Annotated in this window: 15 protein-coding genes, 1 pseudogene and 1 riboswitch; of the genes and pseudogenes, 14 read left to right on the forward strand and 2 right to left on the reverse strand. The window is 71.2% G+C overall.

What is annotated here, in order from left to right; all coding sequences use genetic code 11:
* Positions 1 to 267: 267 nt before the first annotated feature.
* A complete protein-coding gene (locus tag AB0C36_RS33145; protein WP_358361551.1) occupies positions 268 to 1149 on the reverse strand; it encodes a DUF2470 domain-containing protein in 882 nt (293 codons plus the stop codon).
* 125 nt (positions 1150 to 1274) lie between these two features.
* On the opposite strand from AB0C36_RS33145, the gene rpsD reads away from it, so the two are divergent.
* From rpsD to AB0C36_RS33180, 7 genes and pseudogenes are all read left to right on the forward strand, one after another.
* The gene (gene rpsD, locus AB0C36_RS33150) at positions 1275 to 1883 is read left to right on the forward strand and encodes a 30S ribosomal protein S4 (RefSeq protein WP_358361554.1); all 609 of its coding nucleotides are present in this window, start codon (positions 1275 to 1277) and stop codon (positions 1881 to 1883) included.
* A 350-nt stretch (positions 1884 to 2233) separates the two neighbouring features.
* Positions 2234 to 2662, forward strand: coding sequence for a DUF948 domain-containing protein (locus tag AB0C36_RS33155; RefSeq protein WP_358361557.1), 429 nt, complete (start codon positions 2234 to 2236; stop codon positions 2660 to 2662).
* A 1-nt stretch (position 2663) separates the two neighbouring features.
* The gene (locus tag AB0C36_RS33160) at positions 2664 to 3167 is read left to right on the forward strand and encodes a DUF6167 family protein (RefSeq protein ID WP_358361560.1); all 504 of its coding nucleotides are present in this window, start codon (positions 2664 to 2666) and stop codon (positions 3165 to 3167) included.
* Positions 3167 to 5836, forward strand: coding sequence for an alanine--tRNA ligase (gene alaS, locus AB0C36_RS33165; RefSeq protein ID WP_358361563.1), 2670 nt, complete (start codon positions 3167 to 3169; stop codon positions 5834 to 5836). The genes AB0C36_RS33160 and alaS overlap by 1 nt, the downstream gene beginning before the upstream one ends.
* Before the next feature lie 83 nt (positions 5837 to 5919).
* Positions 5920 to 6363 (forward strand): annotated as a pseudogene (gene ruvX / locus AB0C36_RS33170) (Holliday junction resolvase RuvX); the annotation flags it as partial.
* 130 nt (positions 6364 to 6493) lie between these two features.
* Positions 6494 to 7636 carry an endolytic transglycosylase MltG gene (gene mltG, locus AB0C36_RS33175; protein WP_358361565.1) on the forward strand — a complete coding sequence of 381 codons (1143 nt, stop codon included), beginning with the start codon at positions 6494 to 6496 and terminating at the stop codon, positions 7634 to 7636.
* On the forward strand, positions 7609 to 8469 hold the full coding sequence (locus AB0C36_RS33180; protein ID WP_358361568.1) for a shikimate dehydrogenase: 861 nt from the start codon (positions 7609 to 7611) through the stop codon (positions 8467 to 8469). The genes mltG and AB0C36_RS33180 overlap by 28 nt, the downstream gene beginning before the upstream one ends.
* Before the next feature lie 218 nt (positions 8470 to 8687).
* Here the strand turns inward: AB0C36_RS33180 and AB0C36_RS33185 are convergent, their stop codons facing one another.
* Positions 8688 to 9473: a hypothetical protein gene (locus AB0C36_RS33185; RefSeq protein ID WP_358361571.1), complete on the reverse strand. Its 786-nt coding sequence runs from the start codon at positions 9471 to 9473 to the stop codon at positions 8688 to 8690.
* 274 nt (positions 9474 to 9747) lie between these two features.
* Between AB0C36_RS33185 and AB0C36_RS33190 the strand changes: the two genes are divergently transcribed.
* The 7 genes from AB0C36_RS33190 (at position 9748) to AB0C36_RS33220 (ending at position 15588) form a co-directional block, all read left to right on the forward strand.
* On the forward strand, positions 9748 to 10446 hold the full coding sequence (locus AB0C36_RS33190) for a prepilin peptidase (RefSeq protein WP_358361574.1): 699 nt from the start codon (positions 9748 to 9750) through the stop codon (positions 10444 to 10446).
* A gap of 272 nt (positions 10447 to 10718) precedes the next feature.
* Positions 10719 to 11903: a chorismate synthase gene (gene aroC / locus AB0C36_RS33195; RefSeq protein ID WP_358361576.1), complete on the forward strand. Its 1185-nt coding sequence runs from the start codon at positions 10719 to 10721 to the stop codon at positions 11901 to 11903.
* Between the two features lie 58 nt (positions 11904 to 11961).
* Positions 11962 to 12594 carry a shikimate kinase gene (locus AB0C36_RS33200; RefSeq protein ID WP_358361578.1) on the forward strand — a complete coding sequence of 211 codons (633 nt, stop codon included), beginning with the start codon at positions 11962 to 11964 and terminating at the stop codon, positions 12592 to 12594.
* Entirely contained in the window at positions 12591 to 13685 is a 1095-nt protein-coding gene (gene aroB / locus AB0C36_RS33205; RefSeq protein ID WP_358361580.1) for a 3-dehydroquinate synthase, read from the forward strand. Before AB0C36_RS33200 ends, aroB begins: the two co-directional genes overlap by 4 nt.
* Positions 13682 to 14125, forward strand: a complete 444-nt coding sequence (gene aroQ / locus AB0C36_RS33210) for a type II 3-dehydroquinate dehydratase (RefSeq protein ID WP_358361582.1) — start codon at positions 13682 to 13684, stop codon at positions 14123 to 14125. Before aroB ends, aroQ begins: the two co-directional genes overlap by 4 nt.
* 287 nt (positions 14126 to 14412) lie before the next feature.
* Positions 14413 to 14473, forward strand: a riboswitch (cobalamin riboswitch).
* A gap of 82 nt (positions 14474 to 14555) precedes the next feature.
* A complete protein-coding gene (locus AB0C36_RS33215) occupies positions 14556 to 14789 on the forward strand; it encodes a CbtB domain-containing protein (RefSeq protein ID WP_358361584.1) in 234 nt (77 codons plus the stop codon).
* Between the two features lie 19 nt (positions 14790 to 14808).
* A complete protein-coding gene (locus tag AB0C36_RS33220) occupies positions 14809 to 15588 on the forward strand; it encodes a CbtA family protein (protein WP_358361587.1) in 780 nt (259 codons plus the stop codon).
* Positions 15589 to 15640: the final 52 nt, after the last annotated feature.

Genomic DNA, 15640 nt, shown 5'->3' on the forward strand with positions numbered 1-15640 from the left:
GCTCCGGGGGTCGCGGGGATCCTCCGTGCCGCCGGCGGTGTCGGGTCGCCCGGCGCGATCGAACACCGCGTCCGTCCTTCCTGCTGATCGGTCGTGCTCCTCCACAGTGCCTCATGGAGGAGCCATCTCCTCAATCGGAAGATGACGGCACGCCGAAGGTCAATCTCGCAGCAAGAATGCAGAAGCGGTCAAAAACTCTCAACTTGGCCACAAGAGGCGGCAAACACGACCGGGAGTGTGCCTGCCGACCGTGTACGCGGCGGGCGCCTACGCGCAGTCCGACTCGGCCGAGCGCGGGCCTTGGAAGAGCGCCCGCAACGCGTCGCCGAGCGCCGCCGGGTCACCGACGGGAGCGTCGAACTCGAACCGCACGTCGCGCGTACGCGTCGGCCCGCTGCACCGCAGGCGCAGCCCGAACCGGTCCAGCGCGACGGGCGCCACGCGCTCGCCCTCGTCGCTCGCGCCCGTCATCCGGCACAGGTGCTCGAGCTCGCCGCCGTGCGAGGCGTCCAGGTGCTGCAGGAGTTCGGTCTCGTGCTCCGCGAGCGGGTCGGGCGAGGCCTCCTCGTACTCGTCGGGCTCGACGTGCTCGGCGCCCCACAGGTCGTCGACCAGGACCTCGCCGGGCTCCAGGCGCACGACCGCGCCGGAGCGCGCACCGTCGAACGCCAGCAGCGCCGGGTCACGTGTCGCGGCGGTCAGGCGGCCGCGTGCGCGGGCGAGTTCGGCGCCGGTCGGCGCGCTCAGCCACCCGGCGATCCAGCAGTGCGCGCGCACCCGGTGCGGCACCGCGACGGGCGCCACGTCCACCACGTGCAGCACGGCGGCGACGTCGTCGCGGGCGGTCAGCACCGCGGCGCCGACCTCGGGCGGCAGCAGGAGCAGGACCGAGCCGTCGGCCTCCACGGTGCGGGCCGCCGGAACAACCTGCTCGTCGCCGATGTTTCCGGGGAGTTCGACGACCGCGGAGGCGGCGTACGCGGCGAGCGTGCGCGCCCGGGACGCGGCGTCCGGGTGGGTGCCGCGGGGCACGGTCCGCCCGGCGCACCGCCCGGCGTCGGAGACCGGGGTGTCGGTGGCGGAACTGTCGGCGGAACTGTCGGCGGAGGTGTCGGCGGTCGTGTCGGCGGCGTCGGTGGCCCGGGGCATGTGTCCTCCAGCGGTTGTGTGCCGATCGTGCACCCCGGACTTCCCCTCGAGGCATCGTCGACGTTAAGGTTAGGCTTACCTAAGAAGGCCGCGGCTGGCAAGTACCCACCGATTCGGAGGATCCGTTGAACCAGGCCCGCCCCAAGGTCAAGCGCAGCCGAGCGCTCGGCGTCGCGCTGACCCCGAAAGCCCAGCGCTACCTGGAGAACCGCCCGTACCCTCCGGGGGAGCATGGCCGCGGCCGCAAGCAGGCGTCGGACTACAAGGTGCGCCTGCTGGAGAAGCAGAAGCTCCGCGCGCAGTACGACATCAACGAGACGCAGATGCGTGCCGCCTTCGACACCGCGCACAAGCACCAGGGCAAGACCGGCGACGAGATGGTCATCTCCCTCGAACGCCGTCTGGACGCCTTCGTGCTGCGCGCCGGATTCGCGCGCACCATCTACCAGGCCCGCCAGATGGTCAGCCACGGCCACTTCGAGGTCAACGGCGGCAAGGTCGACCGGCCCAGCTACAAGCTGCGCCCCGAGGACGTCGTCGGCGTGCGCGAACGCAGCCGTGAGAAGCCGCTGTTCCAGGTCGTGCGGGCAGGTGGCTTCGCCGCCGAGACCACGCCCAAGTACATCGAGGTGAACCTGCCGGCGCTGGTCGCCCGGCTCGACCGGCTGCCGCAGCGCCGGGAGATCCCGGTGATCTGCGACGAGCAGCTCGTGGTCGAGTACTACTCGCGCTGACCCCCGCACGCCCGGACCAAAAAGAGGGCCCCGCTCCGGATCGGAGCGGGGCCCTCTCGTTCCCCCGCGACTGCGGGGCAACCCTCACGCCTACCAACGAGCGTCCCGACCCGAGGTCACGCCCGTACGAGAGCCGATGACCGGCGAACATCGGGGAACGAGCCGCCGCGCGCGAGGTCACGCCCGGTCCGTGCGCTGCACCCCGCCCGGCCGGTAGTGTCAGGCGACCATCCCGCTACGGCGCGGTAGGGTCGGGGCTTCCGGGGTCGCCCGAGCGGCTGTGTCCCAGGTGACGCCCTCTCAGCTTGTCGTCCGCCGTTGTCTTTCGGCCATTGAAGGAGCGCATCAAGGTGTCGGGTGGCGAAGTCGCGCTGATGATCATCGCGACGTTCTGGGCGATTCTCGTCGCCTTCCTCGCGCTGGTGCTGGTGAAGCTGGTCAAGGTGCTCAAGGAGGCCACCCGCCTGGTCTCCGACATCGCCGACCGCACACCGCCCCTGCTGGATGAGATGACCGACGCCGTCCGCGCGACCAACGCGCAGCTGGCCCGTGTCGACCAAATCGCCGGGAACGTGCAGACGATGTCGACGAACGCCACCGCGTTGTCCTCGACCGTGGCCGCCACCCTCGGCGGCCCGCTGGTCAAGACCGCGGCGTTCTCGTACGGCGTGCGCCGTGCCCTGTCCGCCCAGCAACGCGCCGAATTCGCCAAGCGCGTACGCTCCACCGCCAGGGCGGAGCGCATCGCCCGCCAGCGCGCCGCGCGCGGGAGGTCATGACATGGCACGGCTGTTCTGGATGGCCGTCGGTGCGGGCGCGGGCATGTGGGCCGCACGCAAGGTGAAGGACAAGGCGGCGAAGTACACCCCCGAGGGAGTCGCCGACAACGTCACCGGAATCGGCGACGCCATCCGCTACTTCGCCGACGAGGTACGCGCCGGCATGGCCGAGCGCGAGTCCGAGCTCTACCGCGCGATCGGCGCCGACGTGACGGCGGCCGCGGCGCCTCCCGTCCTCCCCGGACCCCAGGTGCTGCCCGGCCGCCACCAGATGCGGGCGCTGCCCGCGGCCCGCGCGCCGTACCGTGGACAGGATGCGTACGGCCGGGACGTCTACGACGCCTACGAGTACGACGAGGCCGCGTACGACGGCTACGACGCATACGACAGGCACGACAATCAACAGGGCTTCCGCCTCGGCCTCGCCCGCGGCGCAGCTCCCGCATCGACACCGCGCGAACAACGCCGCGGTCGCGCCAGGTACGACCGGAAGGACCGACGCTGATGGATTCCGCAGAGATCCGTAGCCGCTGGCTGCGCTTCTTCGAGGAGCGCGGACATACCGTCGTGCCGTCCGCGTCGCTGGTCGCCGACGACCCGACGCTCCTCCTGGTGAACGCCGGCATGGTGCCGTTCAAGCCGTACTTCCTCGGCGAGGTCAAGCCGCCGTACCCGCGCGCGACCAGCGTTCAGAAGTGTGTGCGCACCCTCGACATCGACGAGGTCGGCAAGACCACCCGGCACGGGTCGTTCTTCCAGATGTGCGGCAACTTCTCGTTCGGCGACTACTTCAAGGAGCGGGCGATCACGCTCGCCTGGGAGTTGCTGACCAGCCCCGTCGCGGACGGCGGCTACGGCCTGGAGCCCGAGAAGCTCTGGATCACCGTCTACCTCGACGACGACGAGGCCGAGTCGATCTGGCGCGACAAGATCGGCGTGCCCGCGGAGCGCATCCAGCGCCTGGGCAAGAAGGACAACTTCTGGTCGATGGGCGTGCCCGGACCGTGCGGCCCGTGCTCGGAGATCAACTACGACCGCGGCCCGGAGTACGGCGAGGAGGGCGGCCCCGCCGTCAACGGCGAGCGCTACCTGGAGATCTGGAACCTGGTCTTCATGCAGTACATCCGCGGCGCGGGCATCGGCAAGGACGACTTCGAGATCCTCGGCGACCTGCCCGCGAAGAGCGTCGACACCGGCCTCGGCCTCGAACGCCTCGCGTGCATCCTCCAAGGTGTCGACAACCTGTACGAGATCGACACCTCGCGCATGATCCTCGACCGCGCCGCCGAGCTGACCGGCCACCGCTACGGCGGCGACCTCAGGTCGGACGTCTCGCTGCGCGTCATCGCCGACCACGTGCGCACCGCGGTCATGCTCATCGGCGACGGCGTGGTGCCCGGCAACGAGGGCCGCGGGTACGTGCTGCGCCGCATGATGCGCCGCGCGATCCGCAACATGCGGCTGCTCGGCGCCCAGGGCCCCACGCTCAGCGAGCTGGTCGCCACGACCATCGACGCGATGGGCCCGCAGTACCCCGAACTGGTCGCCGACGCCAAGCGCATCGACTCGGTCGCCGTCGCCGAGGAGGCCCGCTTCCTCGACAAGATCGTCACCGGCACCTCGATCCTGGACAGCGAGATCGGCAAGGCGAAGGCCGCCGGCGCCACGACGCTCCCGGGCACCGCGGCGTTCGCGCTGCACGACACCCACGGCTTCCCCATCGACCTCACCCTGGAGATGGCGGCCGAGCAGGGCCTCGAGGTCGACGAGGACGGCTTCCGCCGCCTGATGGCCGAGCAGAAGCAGCGGGCCAAGGAGGACGCGCGGGCCAAGAAGCACGGCCACGCCGACGTGTCCGCGTACCGCGAGGTCGCCGACACCTCCGGGGCCACCCAGTTCACCGGCTACCTCCTCAACGAGGGCGAGGCGACCGTCGTCGGCCTCCTCGTCGACGGCGTGTCCGCACCCGCCGCGCACGAAGGCGACGAGGTCGAGGTCGTCCTCGACCGCACCCCCTTCTACGCCGAGGGCGGCGGCCAGCTCGCCGATACCGGGCGCATCCGTATCGAGGGCGGCGCCGTCGTCGAGGTCCGCGACGTGCAGCAGCCGGTGCCGGGGGTCAGCGTGCACCGCGGCACCGTGCAGGTCGGCGAGATCACCGTCGGGTCGTCCGCGTTCGCGAGCATCGACCTCGACCGCCGCCGCGCCATCGCCCGCGCGCACAGCGCCACCCACCTGACCCACCAGGCGCTGCGCGACGCGCTCGGCCCGACCGCCGCGCAGGCCGGCTCGGAGAACGCGCCCGGCCGCTTCCGGTTCGACTTCGGCGCCCCCGCCGCGGTCCCCGGCGGCGTCCTGACCGACGTCGAGCAGAAGATCAACGAGGTCCTGGCCCGCGACCTGGACGTCATGGCCGAGGTCATGAGCATGGACGAGGCGCGCAAGCAGGGCGCCACCGCCATGTTCGGCGAGAAGTACGGCGACGAGGTCCGCGTCGTCACGATCGGCGACTACTCCAAGGAACTGTGCGGCGGCACGCACGTGCACAACACCGCGCAGCTCGGCCTGGTCAAGCTGCTCGGCGAGTCGTCGATCGGTGCGGGGGTGCGCCGGGTGGAGGCGCTCGTCGGCGTCGACGCGTACCGCTTCCTGGCCCGCGAGCACACGATCGTCAACCAGCTCACCGACGTTGTGAAGGGCCGTCCCGAGGAACTGCCCGAGCGCGTCTCGTCGATCGTCGCCAAGCTCCGCGAGGCGGAGAAGGAGATCGACCGGATGCGCGCGGCCCAGGTGCTGCAGGCGTCCGCGAGCCTGGCCGAGCAGGCGTCCGACGTGCACGGCGTCGCGCTGGTCGCGCACCGGGTGGCCGACGGGACGTCGACCGACGACCTGCGCAAGCTCGCGCTCGACGTACGGCAGCGGCTCAACGCCCGCCCGGCCGTCGTCGCCGTGGTCTCGGTGGTGAACAACAAGCCCATGGTGGTCGTGGCGACCAACGAGACCGCGCGCGAGCGCGGCGTCAAGGCCGGCGAACTGGTGCGCACCGCGGCCAAGGCGCTCGGCGGGGGCGGCGGCGGCAAGGACGACGTCGCGCAAGGCGGCGGGCAGAACCCGGCGGCCGTCGAGGACGCCCTCGCCGCGGTGGCGCGCACGGTCGCCGAACGGGCGGCCTAGTTGGGGACCCGGATGGGGGGACGCGGCGCGGTCCACGGCACTGCGCGGTGTCCCCGGTCCCCGGTGCCTTTGGGGAGGCACCGGTGAGGCGAGGAGTACGCATCGCCGTCGATGTCGGCGACGTCCGCGTGGGCGTCGCCGCCAGTGACCCGCACGGCCTGGTCGCGACCCCGGTCGAGACGGTCAAGGCGGGGCGCGGCGACATCGCCCGCATCGCGGCGCTGGTCGCCGAGCGCGAGGCCGTCGAGGTGATCGTCGGCCTGCCGCGCTCGTTGTCCGGCCGGGAGGGGCCCGCGGCCGCGAAGGTGCGTGCCTTCGCGTCCCGGTTGGCCGCCGCGATTGCTCCGGTCGGCGTACGACTTGTCGACGAGCGGCTGACGACCGTGACCGCGACGCGAGATCTGCGCGCCTCGGGGGTACGCGGCAAAAAGGCCCGTACCGTCGTGGACCAGGCAGCGGCGGTCGTCATCCTGCAGAACGCGCTCGAAACGGAGAGGACTTCGGGACTCCCACCCGGCCAGGCGGTTCCTGGTACAACCAGTCCTACTGGTGATACCAGTAGCACCGGAACCACCGAACCGTCCTCGGGCGGCGAGTCCGCCCGAGACGCATCCCTGCCCGCGGCCCACGGCCCGACCCAGGCGGAGACCACCCCAGATGAGTGACCTCGGACTGACGATGGACACGGAGCCGCGCAGTCGGCGCCGGGGCAAAAACGGAGGTTCGCGCGGACGCCGCAAGGAGAAGCGCGGACGCAGCGGCTGTGCCGTCTTCATCGCCTTCGCCGTCGTGATCGGCCTTCTGCTGACCGGCGGGTGGTTCGCGTACGGCTTCGTGAAGGACCGTTTCGGCCCCCCGCCGGACTATTCCGGGGCCGGCGTCGAGGGTTCGTCCGTCGTGGTCGTCGTCAAGCCCGGGTGGGTCGCGTCGCAGATCGGCAACGAGCTGAAGCGCGCCAAGGTGGTCAAGAGCGTCGACGCCTTCACCAAGGCGTACACCGGGGACAAGCAGCAGCGGAACATCGAGGCCAGCGCGTACGTGCTCAAGGAGCACATGTCGGCGAAGTCGGCCTTCGAGTTCATGGTCAACCGCGCCAACCGGCAGAACATCACGCCGGGCGAGGGGCTGCGGGCGAGCAAGGTGCTCGACATCGTCGCCAAGAAGCTGAACGTCCCGTTCGCCGATGTCGAGGCCGCGTCGAAGGACCCCGCGCTCGGACTGCCCGAATGGGCGGGCGGCAACATCGAGGGCTTCCTCTGGCCGGCGCAGTACGCGGCGGCGCCGGGGATGAAGCCGATCGACGTACTCAAGGACATGGTCAACACGTCCAAGAACAAGTACGCGACGATGAAACTCGAGGAAAAGGCCGCGGCGGTCGGCAAGTCGCCCTACGACATACTGAAGATGGCCAGCATCATCCAGGCGGAGGTGCGCAACACCGAGGACATGACCAAAGTCTCCGAGGTCATCTACAACCGGTTGAACAAGAACATGTCGCTCGGCATGGACTCGACTGTCAACTACGTCCTCAACAAGAGCGCGCTCCAGCTCACCGCCGCGGAACTCAACACCGACAGCCCCTACAACACGCGCATAAAGAAGGGGCTTCCGCCGACGCCGATCAACAACCCGGGCGAGAAGGCGATCATCGCGGCGCTCTCGCCGACCCAGGGCAAGCTGCTCTACTTCGTGACGGTCAACCCGGACACCGGCGAGACCAAGTTCTCGGACAACCAGACGCAGTTCAACAAGGACGTTAAGGAACTCGAGCAGTGGCACAAGGACAACCCGGGCAGGTAGCAACGGCTGCGGGGGTCCATCGGGCCGCTGTACTCGGCTCCCCGATCACGCATTCGCTCTCGCCGGTCCTGCACCGGGCGGCGTACGCGGCGCTCGGACTCGCGGACTGGTCGTACGACGCGTTCGACGTCGACGAAGCCGGACTCCCGGACTTCGTCGGGGGATTGGACGCGTCGTGGGCCGGGCTCTCGCTGACCATGCCGCTCAAGCGGGCGATCCTGCCGCTGCTGGACGAGGTCTCGGAGACCGCGTCGGCGGTCGACGCCGTGAACACGGTCCTCATCGACCCGGAGGGCCGGCGCGTCGGGCACAACACCGATGTGCCGGGCCTGGTCGAGGCGTTGCGCGAACGCGGGGTCCACCGGGTCGAATCGGCGGCGGTGTTCGGCGCGGGCGCCACCGCCACTTCGGCGCTTGCGGCACTGGCCACCATCTGTGACGGCCCGGTTCGGGCGTACGTCCGAGGCGCGGTGCGCGCGCACGAGATGTTCGAGTCGGGGGAGCGCCTGGGCGTCGAGATCCTGGTCCGCCCGTGGGAAGATGCCCACAAGGGCCTCGACTTCCCGCTTGTGATCTCCACGACGCCCAAAGGCGCGACCGACCATCTCGTCGACAGCGTCGCGTCCGCCCCCGGCGTGCTGTTCGACGTCGTCTACGACCCGTGGCCCACGGCTCTGGCGGCGGCCTGGTCGAAGGCGGGCGGTCCGGTGGTCGGCGGGCTCGACCTCCTGCTCCACCAAGCCGTGCTCCAGGTGGAACTGATGACGGGGTACCCCGGCCCCCTGGCTGAAATGCGCGCGGCAGGAGAGGCCGCCTTGGCGGCGCGCACCTGATCGGGGCGCGTCGCACGAGATGCGTCGCACGAGATGCGTCGCACAAGGTACGTCACGCGAGGTACGTCACGCGAGGTACGTCGCGTGGCGAACCGGCGGGGCCCTTCCTGGCGGGAAAACGCCTCTTGCCGCCGCGGTTGCCACCCATGGTCGGAGGCCGACGCCGGAATTCGGTGCGCAGGCGGAGAACTTGTGGTGCGCGCCCACTCACCCGATGCTCAGACCAGCTTCTTCTGGGCTTCGACGAGCAGCGCGAGCTGGAGTTCGAGCAGCTCGTCCGAAACGGCGAGCGGGGGCGCGGCCTTCGCGTCGACGACAGTGTCGATCGACATGGCCTGGACCGCCGCGGTGCCGCTGCGCACCATGACCACCGGAATCAGGCTCTTGCGCGCGCCCTGCGCCCGAGTGAAGTCGATGCGGATGGTCGCGTCCCCCAGGGTGGCGCCGGTGCCTGCGGTGGCGGTGTAGTCGATCCTGGAGCCGTTCTTGTTGGTGCCGGAGAACTGGCCGCACTTCGGCAGCGCCGCGGCGGCGTCGACGAAGAGCTTCTCGACCTTGCCCGGGCCGAACTGGCCGATGCCCATGTTGATTTGACCAGGGACGTCGGCCTTGGTGATGGTGATGGCGGCTTTTGCGTCCGGCTGCAACGACGGCTCGGGGGCGACCAGATCGAGGAGCGGCTGACACTCGGGATTGTCGGCCTTCTCGGGCGATGCGGGAGCGGGCTCCCGGTCGTTCGCCAAGATCTGCCAGCCGCGTACGCCGGTGAGGCGCGCGGCTTTGAGTTCGGCCTCGGTCAACGCGGTACGCGGCGGGCTCTTGCTGGTGGCCGGCGCGGAAGCACCTCCCGACGCACCTCCTGAAGCGCCGGGGCCCGTATGGCTTCCGGCATTTGGCGGCGCGGTCTCCTTTTTCCCGTTCGTCTGGCCCGAGCCGCACGCGGCGGTGAACCCGAGCAGGGGCAGGGCGACCGCGAGTGCGGCGAAACGGGCGTGAAGGCGCATGAAACGGCTTTCCTCTCAAGGCGGTTCGGGCTCGACCTGGCGGTCTGACCTCACACGCTCGCCACCCGGCCCGACGCACGGCAAGGGGGTAGTCCGTCAACTGCACGGGTCCTCGGAGCCGACCCGTCCGAGCAGCGCGCCGTCCGCCGTGGGGCGGCCGCCTTGACGGGGTCTGTTTGGTGGGGGGTTTTCCACAGGAGCGGACAGGGCGGACGGGCTGTGGATAACTGAACGTCACCATTCGGTGATTCACCGTAAAGTCTGCTCTGTGTTCATGAGTTCCACGCTTGTGTGCGCCGCGGTGGGCTTCGCCGCGGGGCTGGTTCTGCGGGTGCCTGTCGAGAGGATGGTGGCGGGGATGTCCGGGGTGACGGTGGGGGTGGGGGTGCGGCTCGGGCGGCCCGCCTGGCCGAGAGTGCCGGTGGCGCCCGTGCTGGGGGTGGTCACCGGGGGAGTGTTCGGGCTGCTGGCCTGGCGGCTCGGGCCGGGCCTCGACCTGCTCGCGTTCTTGCTGGTCGCGGCGGCGGGCGTGGTCCTCGCGCTCGTCGACATCCATACGTTACGCCTGCCCGACTCCGTGATCGGGGTGCTGCTCCTCGCCGGTCTGACGCTATTGGGGATGGAGGCGCTGGCGCTCGACGACTTCGACGCGTACGCGCGGGCGCTCCTCGGTTCACTGGTCCTCGCCACCTACCACTTCGCCGTCGCGGTGTGCCGCAGGGGCTCGCTGGGCCTGGGCGACGTCAAGCTGGCGGCGGTGCTCGGGCTGCATCTGAGCTGGTTGGGGTGGCACGTGCTGATCGCGGGCGCGCTGCTGTCCTTCGCCTGTGCGGGCGCCGCCGCGGTGTTGCTGTTGGCGACGCGACGGGCCCGGCTGGACACGGCTCTCCCGTTCGGGCCGCACATACTCGTCGGGGCGCTGGGCGGGGTGCTGTGCGGCGAGCAGCTGGTGGGCGCCTATGCGGGATGGTGACCGGGATCGTCCGGGGATGCGGGCAAAGACCCGCCCGTCACCCGCCCACCCCGTGTCGTCCTCGGGTCCATCCCCACGCCCATCCCGGCGTACGCCCCGCGTCCGTCCCCGTCCATCCGCCCGGTCCATCCGCCCGGTCCATCCGCCCGGTCCATTCCTCGGACGCCCGCACGGGCCCCGCCCGCGGGCATGAAAGGATCGAGTCAGGCCATCCCCGTTGTCGTTGGCGGGGTTCCCCGGCACTGTCGCCGGGCCGCACTGGAGGAACACCGTTGGGCAACTTGCGCTGGCTGACCGCGGGCGAATCGCACGGGCCCGCCCTCGTCGCGACCCTGGAGGGGCTCCCCGCCGGAGTCCCCGTCACCACCGAGGCGATCGCGGACGCGCTCGCGCGTCGGCGGCTGGGCTATGGGCGCGGCGCGCGCATGAAGTTCGAGCGTGACGAGGTCACGTTCCTCGGCGGCGTGCGGCACGGCCTCAGCATGGGCAGTCCGGTCGCCGTCATGGTCGGCAACACCGAGTGGCCGAAGTGGGAGACGGTGATGTCGGCCGATCCCGTCGACGCCGAGGTGCTGGCCGGGCTCGCCCGCAACGCGCCGCTGACGCGCCCGCGGCCGGGCCATGCGGACCTCGCCGGCATGCAGAAGTACGGCTTCGACGAGGCGCGTCCGATCCTGGAGCGCGCGAGCGCCCGCGAGACGGCGGCGCGCGTCGCCCTCGGCGCGGTCGCGGCGTCGTTCCTGGAGGCCGTCGCCGGCATCCGCATCGTGAGCCACGTCGTCGAGTTCGGGGCCGCGAAGGCACCGAGCGGCGTCGTGCCGGTGCCCGAGGACACCGAGCGGCTCGACGCCGACCCGGTGCGTTGCCTCGACCCCGAGGCGAGCGCCGCCATGGTCGCCGAGGTCGACGCCGCGCAGAAGGCCGGCGACACGCTCGGCGGTGTGGTCGAGGTGCTCGCGTACGGACTCCCCCCGGGCCTGGGCAGCCACGTGCACTGGGACCGCCGCCTCGACGCCCGCCTCGCGGCGGCGCTGATGGGCATCCAGGCGATCAAGGGCGTCGAGCTGGGCGACGGGTTCGACCTGGCCCGGGTCCCCGGTTCGCAGGCGCACGACGAGATCGTGAACACCCCCGAGGGCGCACGGCGTACCTCGGGACGCTCCGGCGGGACCGAGGGCGGCATGTCGACGGGCGAGGTGCTGCGGGTGCGCGCCGCGATGAAGCCGATCGCGACCGTCCCGCGCGCGCTGGCCACGTTCGACGTGCGGACCGGCGAGGTGGCGCAGGCGCACCACCAGCGTTCCGACGTCGCGGCCGTCCCGGCGGCCGGCATCGTGGCCGAGGCCATGGTGGCGCTGGTGCTCGCCGACGCCGTCGTGGAGAAGTTCGGCGGCGACTCGGTGCCCGAGACGCGGCGCAACCTGGCCGGGTACCTCGATGCCCTGGAGATCAAGTAGCCACGGTGCCGCCGGGATGAGCGGGATCCGAGGGAAGTCCGAGGGAAGGGAGTTCCCCATGGGTGAGTCGACCGGCCGCGAACCGGCGGACGACCAGTCGACCGGTCAGGGCACGGACCGCGTGTCCGTCGACCGTGGACCGACGGGCGGCGAACCGGTGGGCGCCGGGCCCGTGGTGGTCCTGGTCGGTCCCCCCGGGGCGGGCAAGACCACGATCGGGCTGCTGCTGGCCGAGCGGTTCGGCGTCGGATTCCGCGACACCGACGCCGACATCGAAGCGGCGGCCGGCAAGCCGATCCCCGACATCTTCGTGGACGACGGCGAGCCGCACTTCCGCATGCTCGAACACGAAACGGTCACCGCGGCGCTGGCCGCGCACGCCGGTGTGCTGGCACTGGGCGGCGGCGCGGTGATGGATCCGCGGACCCGCAAGCTGCTGGCGGACCGCCCGGTGGTGTTCCTCGACGTCGAACTGGCCGACGCGGTACGCCGCGTGGGCCTCGACGCGCCTCGCCCGCTGCTGGTGGGCAACCCGCGGGCGCGCTGGCGCGAGCTGATGGAGCAGCGCCGTCCGCTGTACGAAGAGGTGGCGACCGTGGTCGTGGCCACCTCCGGGCGGACCCCGCAGGAGGTCGCCGACGATCTGGCGTCCGCGCTGGCCGCCGCAACCACGAAGGACCAGGAGCGATGAGCGCAACGAGCGAGCCCGTCCGCATCGGAGTCGGCGGCGACGCCGAGCCGTACGAGGTCGTGATCGGGACCGGCCTGCTGGGCGAACTGCCCGGCATCATCGGCACCAAGGCGCGCCGCGTCGCGGTGATCCACCCCGAGGCGCTGAGCGTCGCGGGCGAGGCGGTCCGCGAGGACCTCGCGGCGCAGGGCTACGAGGCGATCGCGATCCAGGTGCCGAACGCCGAGGAGGCCAAGGACGTCCAGGTCGCGGCGTACTGCTGGTCGGTGCTCGGGCAGACCGGGTTCACCCGCTCCGACGCGGTGGTCGCGATCGGCGGCGGTGCCACGACGGACCTCGCGGGATTCGTGGCCGCGTCGTGGCTGCGCGGTGTGCGCTGGGTGGCTGTCCCCACCACCCTCCTGGCGATGGTCGACGCCGCGGTGGGCGGCAAGACCGGGATCAACACCGCCGAGGGCAAGAACCTCGTCGGGGCGTTCCACCCGCCGGCCGGCGTCCTCGCCGACCTCGCGACGCTGGAGACCCTGCCGGGCAACGACTACATCAGCGGCCTCGCGGAGGTGGTGAAGGCCGGATTCATCTCCGACCCGGTGATCCTGGACCTCATCGAGGCGGACCCGGCGGGCGCGCGCGTGCACTCGGGGCCGCACACGGCGGAGCTGATCGAGCGGGCCATCCGGGTCAAGGCCGACGTGGTGACCGCCGACCTCAAGGAGTCCGGCACCCGTGAGTTCCTGAACTACGGCCACACGCTCGGGCACGCGATCGAGAAGGCCGAGCGGTACAAGTGGCGGCACGGCGCCGCGGTCAGCGTCGGCATGGTCTACGCCGCCGAACTGGGCCGCCTCGCGGGCCGGTTGGACGACGCGACGGCGGACCGCCACAAGGCCGTCCTGGCGTCGCTGGGCCTGCCCCTGACCTACCGTGCGGACGCCTGGCCCAAGCTGCTGGAGTCGATGCGGATCGACAAGAAGTCGCGAGCGGACCGGCTGCGCTTCGTGGTGCTCGACGGCCTGGCGAAGCCGGCGATCCTGGAAGCGCCCGACCCCGCGATGCTCGCGGCGGCGTACGGAGAGGTGGCGCGCTCGTGACCGCGACCAAGGTCCTGGTCCTCAACGGCCCCAACCTGGGCCGCCTGGGGAGTCGCGAGCCGGATGTCTACGGCTCGACGTCGTACACCGGCCTTGTCGCGGCCTGTGAGAAGGCCGGCGCCGAGTTGGGCTTCGCGGTCGACGTCCGCGAGACCAACGACGAGGCCGAAATGATCCGCTGGATCCACGAGGCCGCCGACGAGCGCACCCCGATCGTGATCAACCCGGGGGCGTTCACGCACTACTCGTACGCCCTGCGCGACGCCATCGCCCAACGCACCGCGCCACTGATCGAGGTACACATCTCGAATCCGTACGCCCGCGAGGAGTTCCGCCACACCAGCGTCGTGGCCGCCGTCGCCAGCGGCACCATCGCCGGCTTCGGCATCACCTCCTACACCCTCGCCCTCCGCGCGCTGGCCGACCAGCTCTCGGCCTGAGGCCGCCGCACGCAGCCGCGTCCGGGAGTTCGGGTGTTCGGGCTGGCCTTCGCGTTCTGACGGAGCATCAGATATCAGGCCCTTGCCACCTGCCATGGCAAAAGGCGATAACACATCGCGCCAAGCTCGGCGAGTCCCCTGGATCGCGCGCGTCCGTCCCCGGCCGGTGCCGGGGCAACTGTCGCTCGTACGACGGATGGTGCGCGGCGACGTGCCCGGCATATGTGCACACGTTGACGCGGCCAGCCCCGTACCCCTACGTTGCGAACGACATTGCGATGCTGTGGGGAAGCCGGTGGGAATCCGGCGCGGACGCGCCACTGTGATCGGTTCCGCGGGCCCGGGTACTCCGGGCAGCGCGGATGCCGTCAGTCAGACCCTCCACGTCGTGCCGCCACCGAACGGGCGCGTGCCCCGAAGGAGGAACTCCGTGGCTACGGCTGCTGTCCCCACCCCGTCTTCCGCCACCACCAGCGCCCCACCCGTACCGGTGAGAATTCCGGTACGCGAAGTGCTGCCCTGGGCGGTCTTCATGGGCGCCCTCATGCTGTTCCTCATCTACTTCGTCGGCGCTGAGCAGGGCGCCACGGCGATTTTCTCCGGAACCGGGGTGCACGAGTTCGTGCACGACGGCCGGCACCTGCTCGCATTCCCCTGCCACTGAGCGCGGGGGAAGCACCGAAATGATGCGTGGACTGTTGATCCGGGGCATGCTCGTGGGCATTGTCGCCGGACTGTTGGCATGGGGTTTCGCGTACGTCTTCGGCGAGCCCGAGGTGCGGAGCGCCATTTCGTTCGAGGAGTCGAAGGCCGCCGCGGAGGCCGCTCCCGCCGAGCCCGGGCACGGCGCGGGCGCGGCCGGGCACGCCGCGGCGCACGAGGAAGAAGAAGAGGTCGTCAGCCGGGACGTGCAGAGCTCGGTCGGGCTGCTGACCGGAGTGGGCGTCTACGGGATCGCGGTGGGCGGGTTGTTCGCCCTCGTGTTCGCGGTCGCGTACGGCCGGCTCGGACCGTTCGGGGCGCGGGCGACCGCGGGGCTGCTGGCCTTCGCCGGCTACGTGGCCGTCGTGCTCGTGCCCTTCCTGAAGTACCCGGCGCAACCACCGGCGGTGGGTGATCCGGACAGCATCTCCGAGCGTACGGCGCAGTACTTCGGGCTCATCGCGATCAGCATCCTGCTCGCGGTCGGGGCGGCGTACCTGGCCCGGCAGTACGCGCCGCGGATCGGGGCCGGGAACGCGGTGCTCGCCGCGGTCGGCGGATACGTCGTCGTGGTGGCGCTGATCGCCCTGGCGCTGCCGTCGCCCGAGACCGTCCCGGACGGTTTCTCGGCAACCGTGCTGTGGCGGTTCCGGGTGGCGTCGCTGGGCGTACAGGCGGTGCTGTGGGCGACGTTCGGGGTGCTGTTCGGGTACCTGGCGGCCAAGGTCGTCGAGCGGCGCCCGGTGGCGTCGCCTGTCTGAGCACGACCGGAGACAGCTCGTGCGGCGGGGCCGGGGAAGCGGGACTTCCCCG

This window comes from Streptodolium elevatio, from assembly GCF_040649515.1.
Taxonomy (GTDB): Bacteria; Actinomycetota; Actinomycetes; order Streptomycetales; family Streptomycetaceae; genus Yinghuangia; species Yinghuangia elevatio.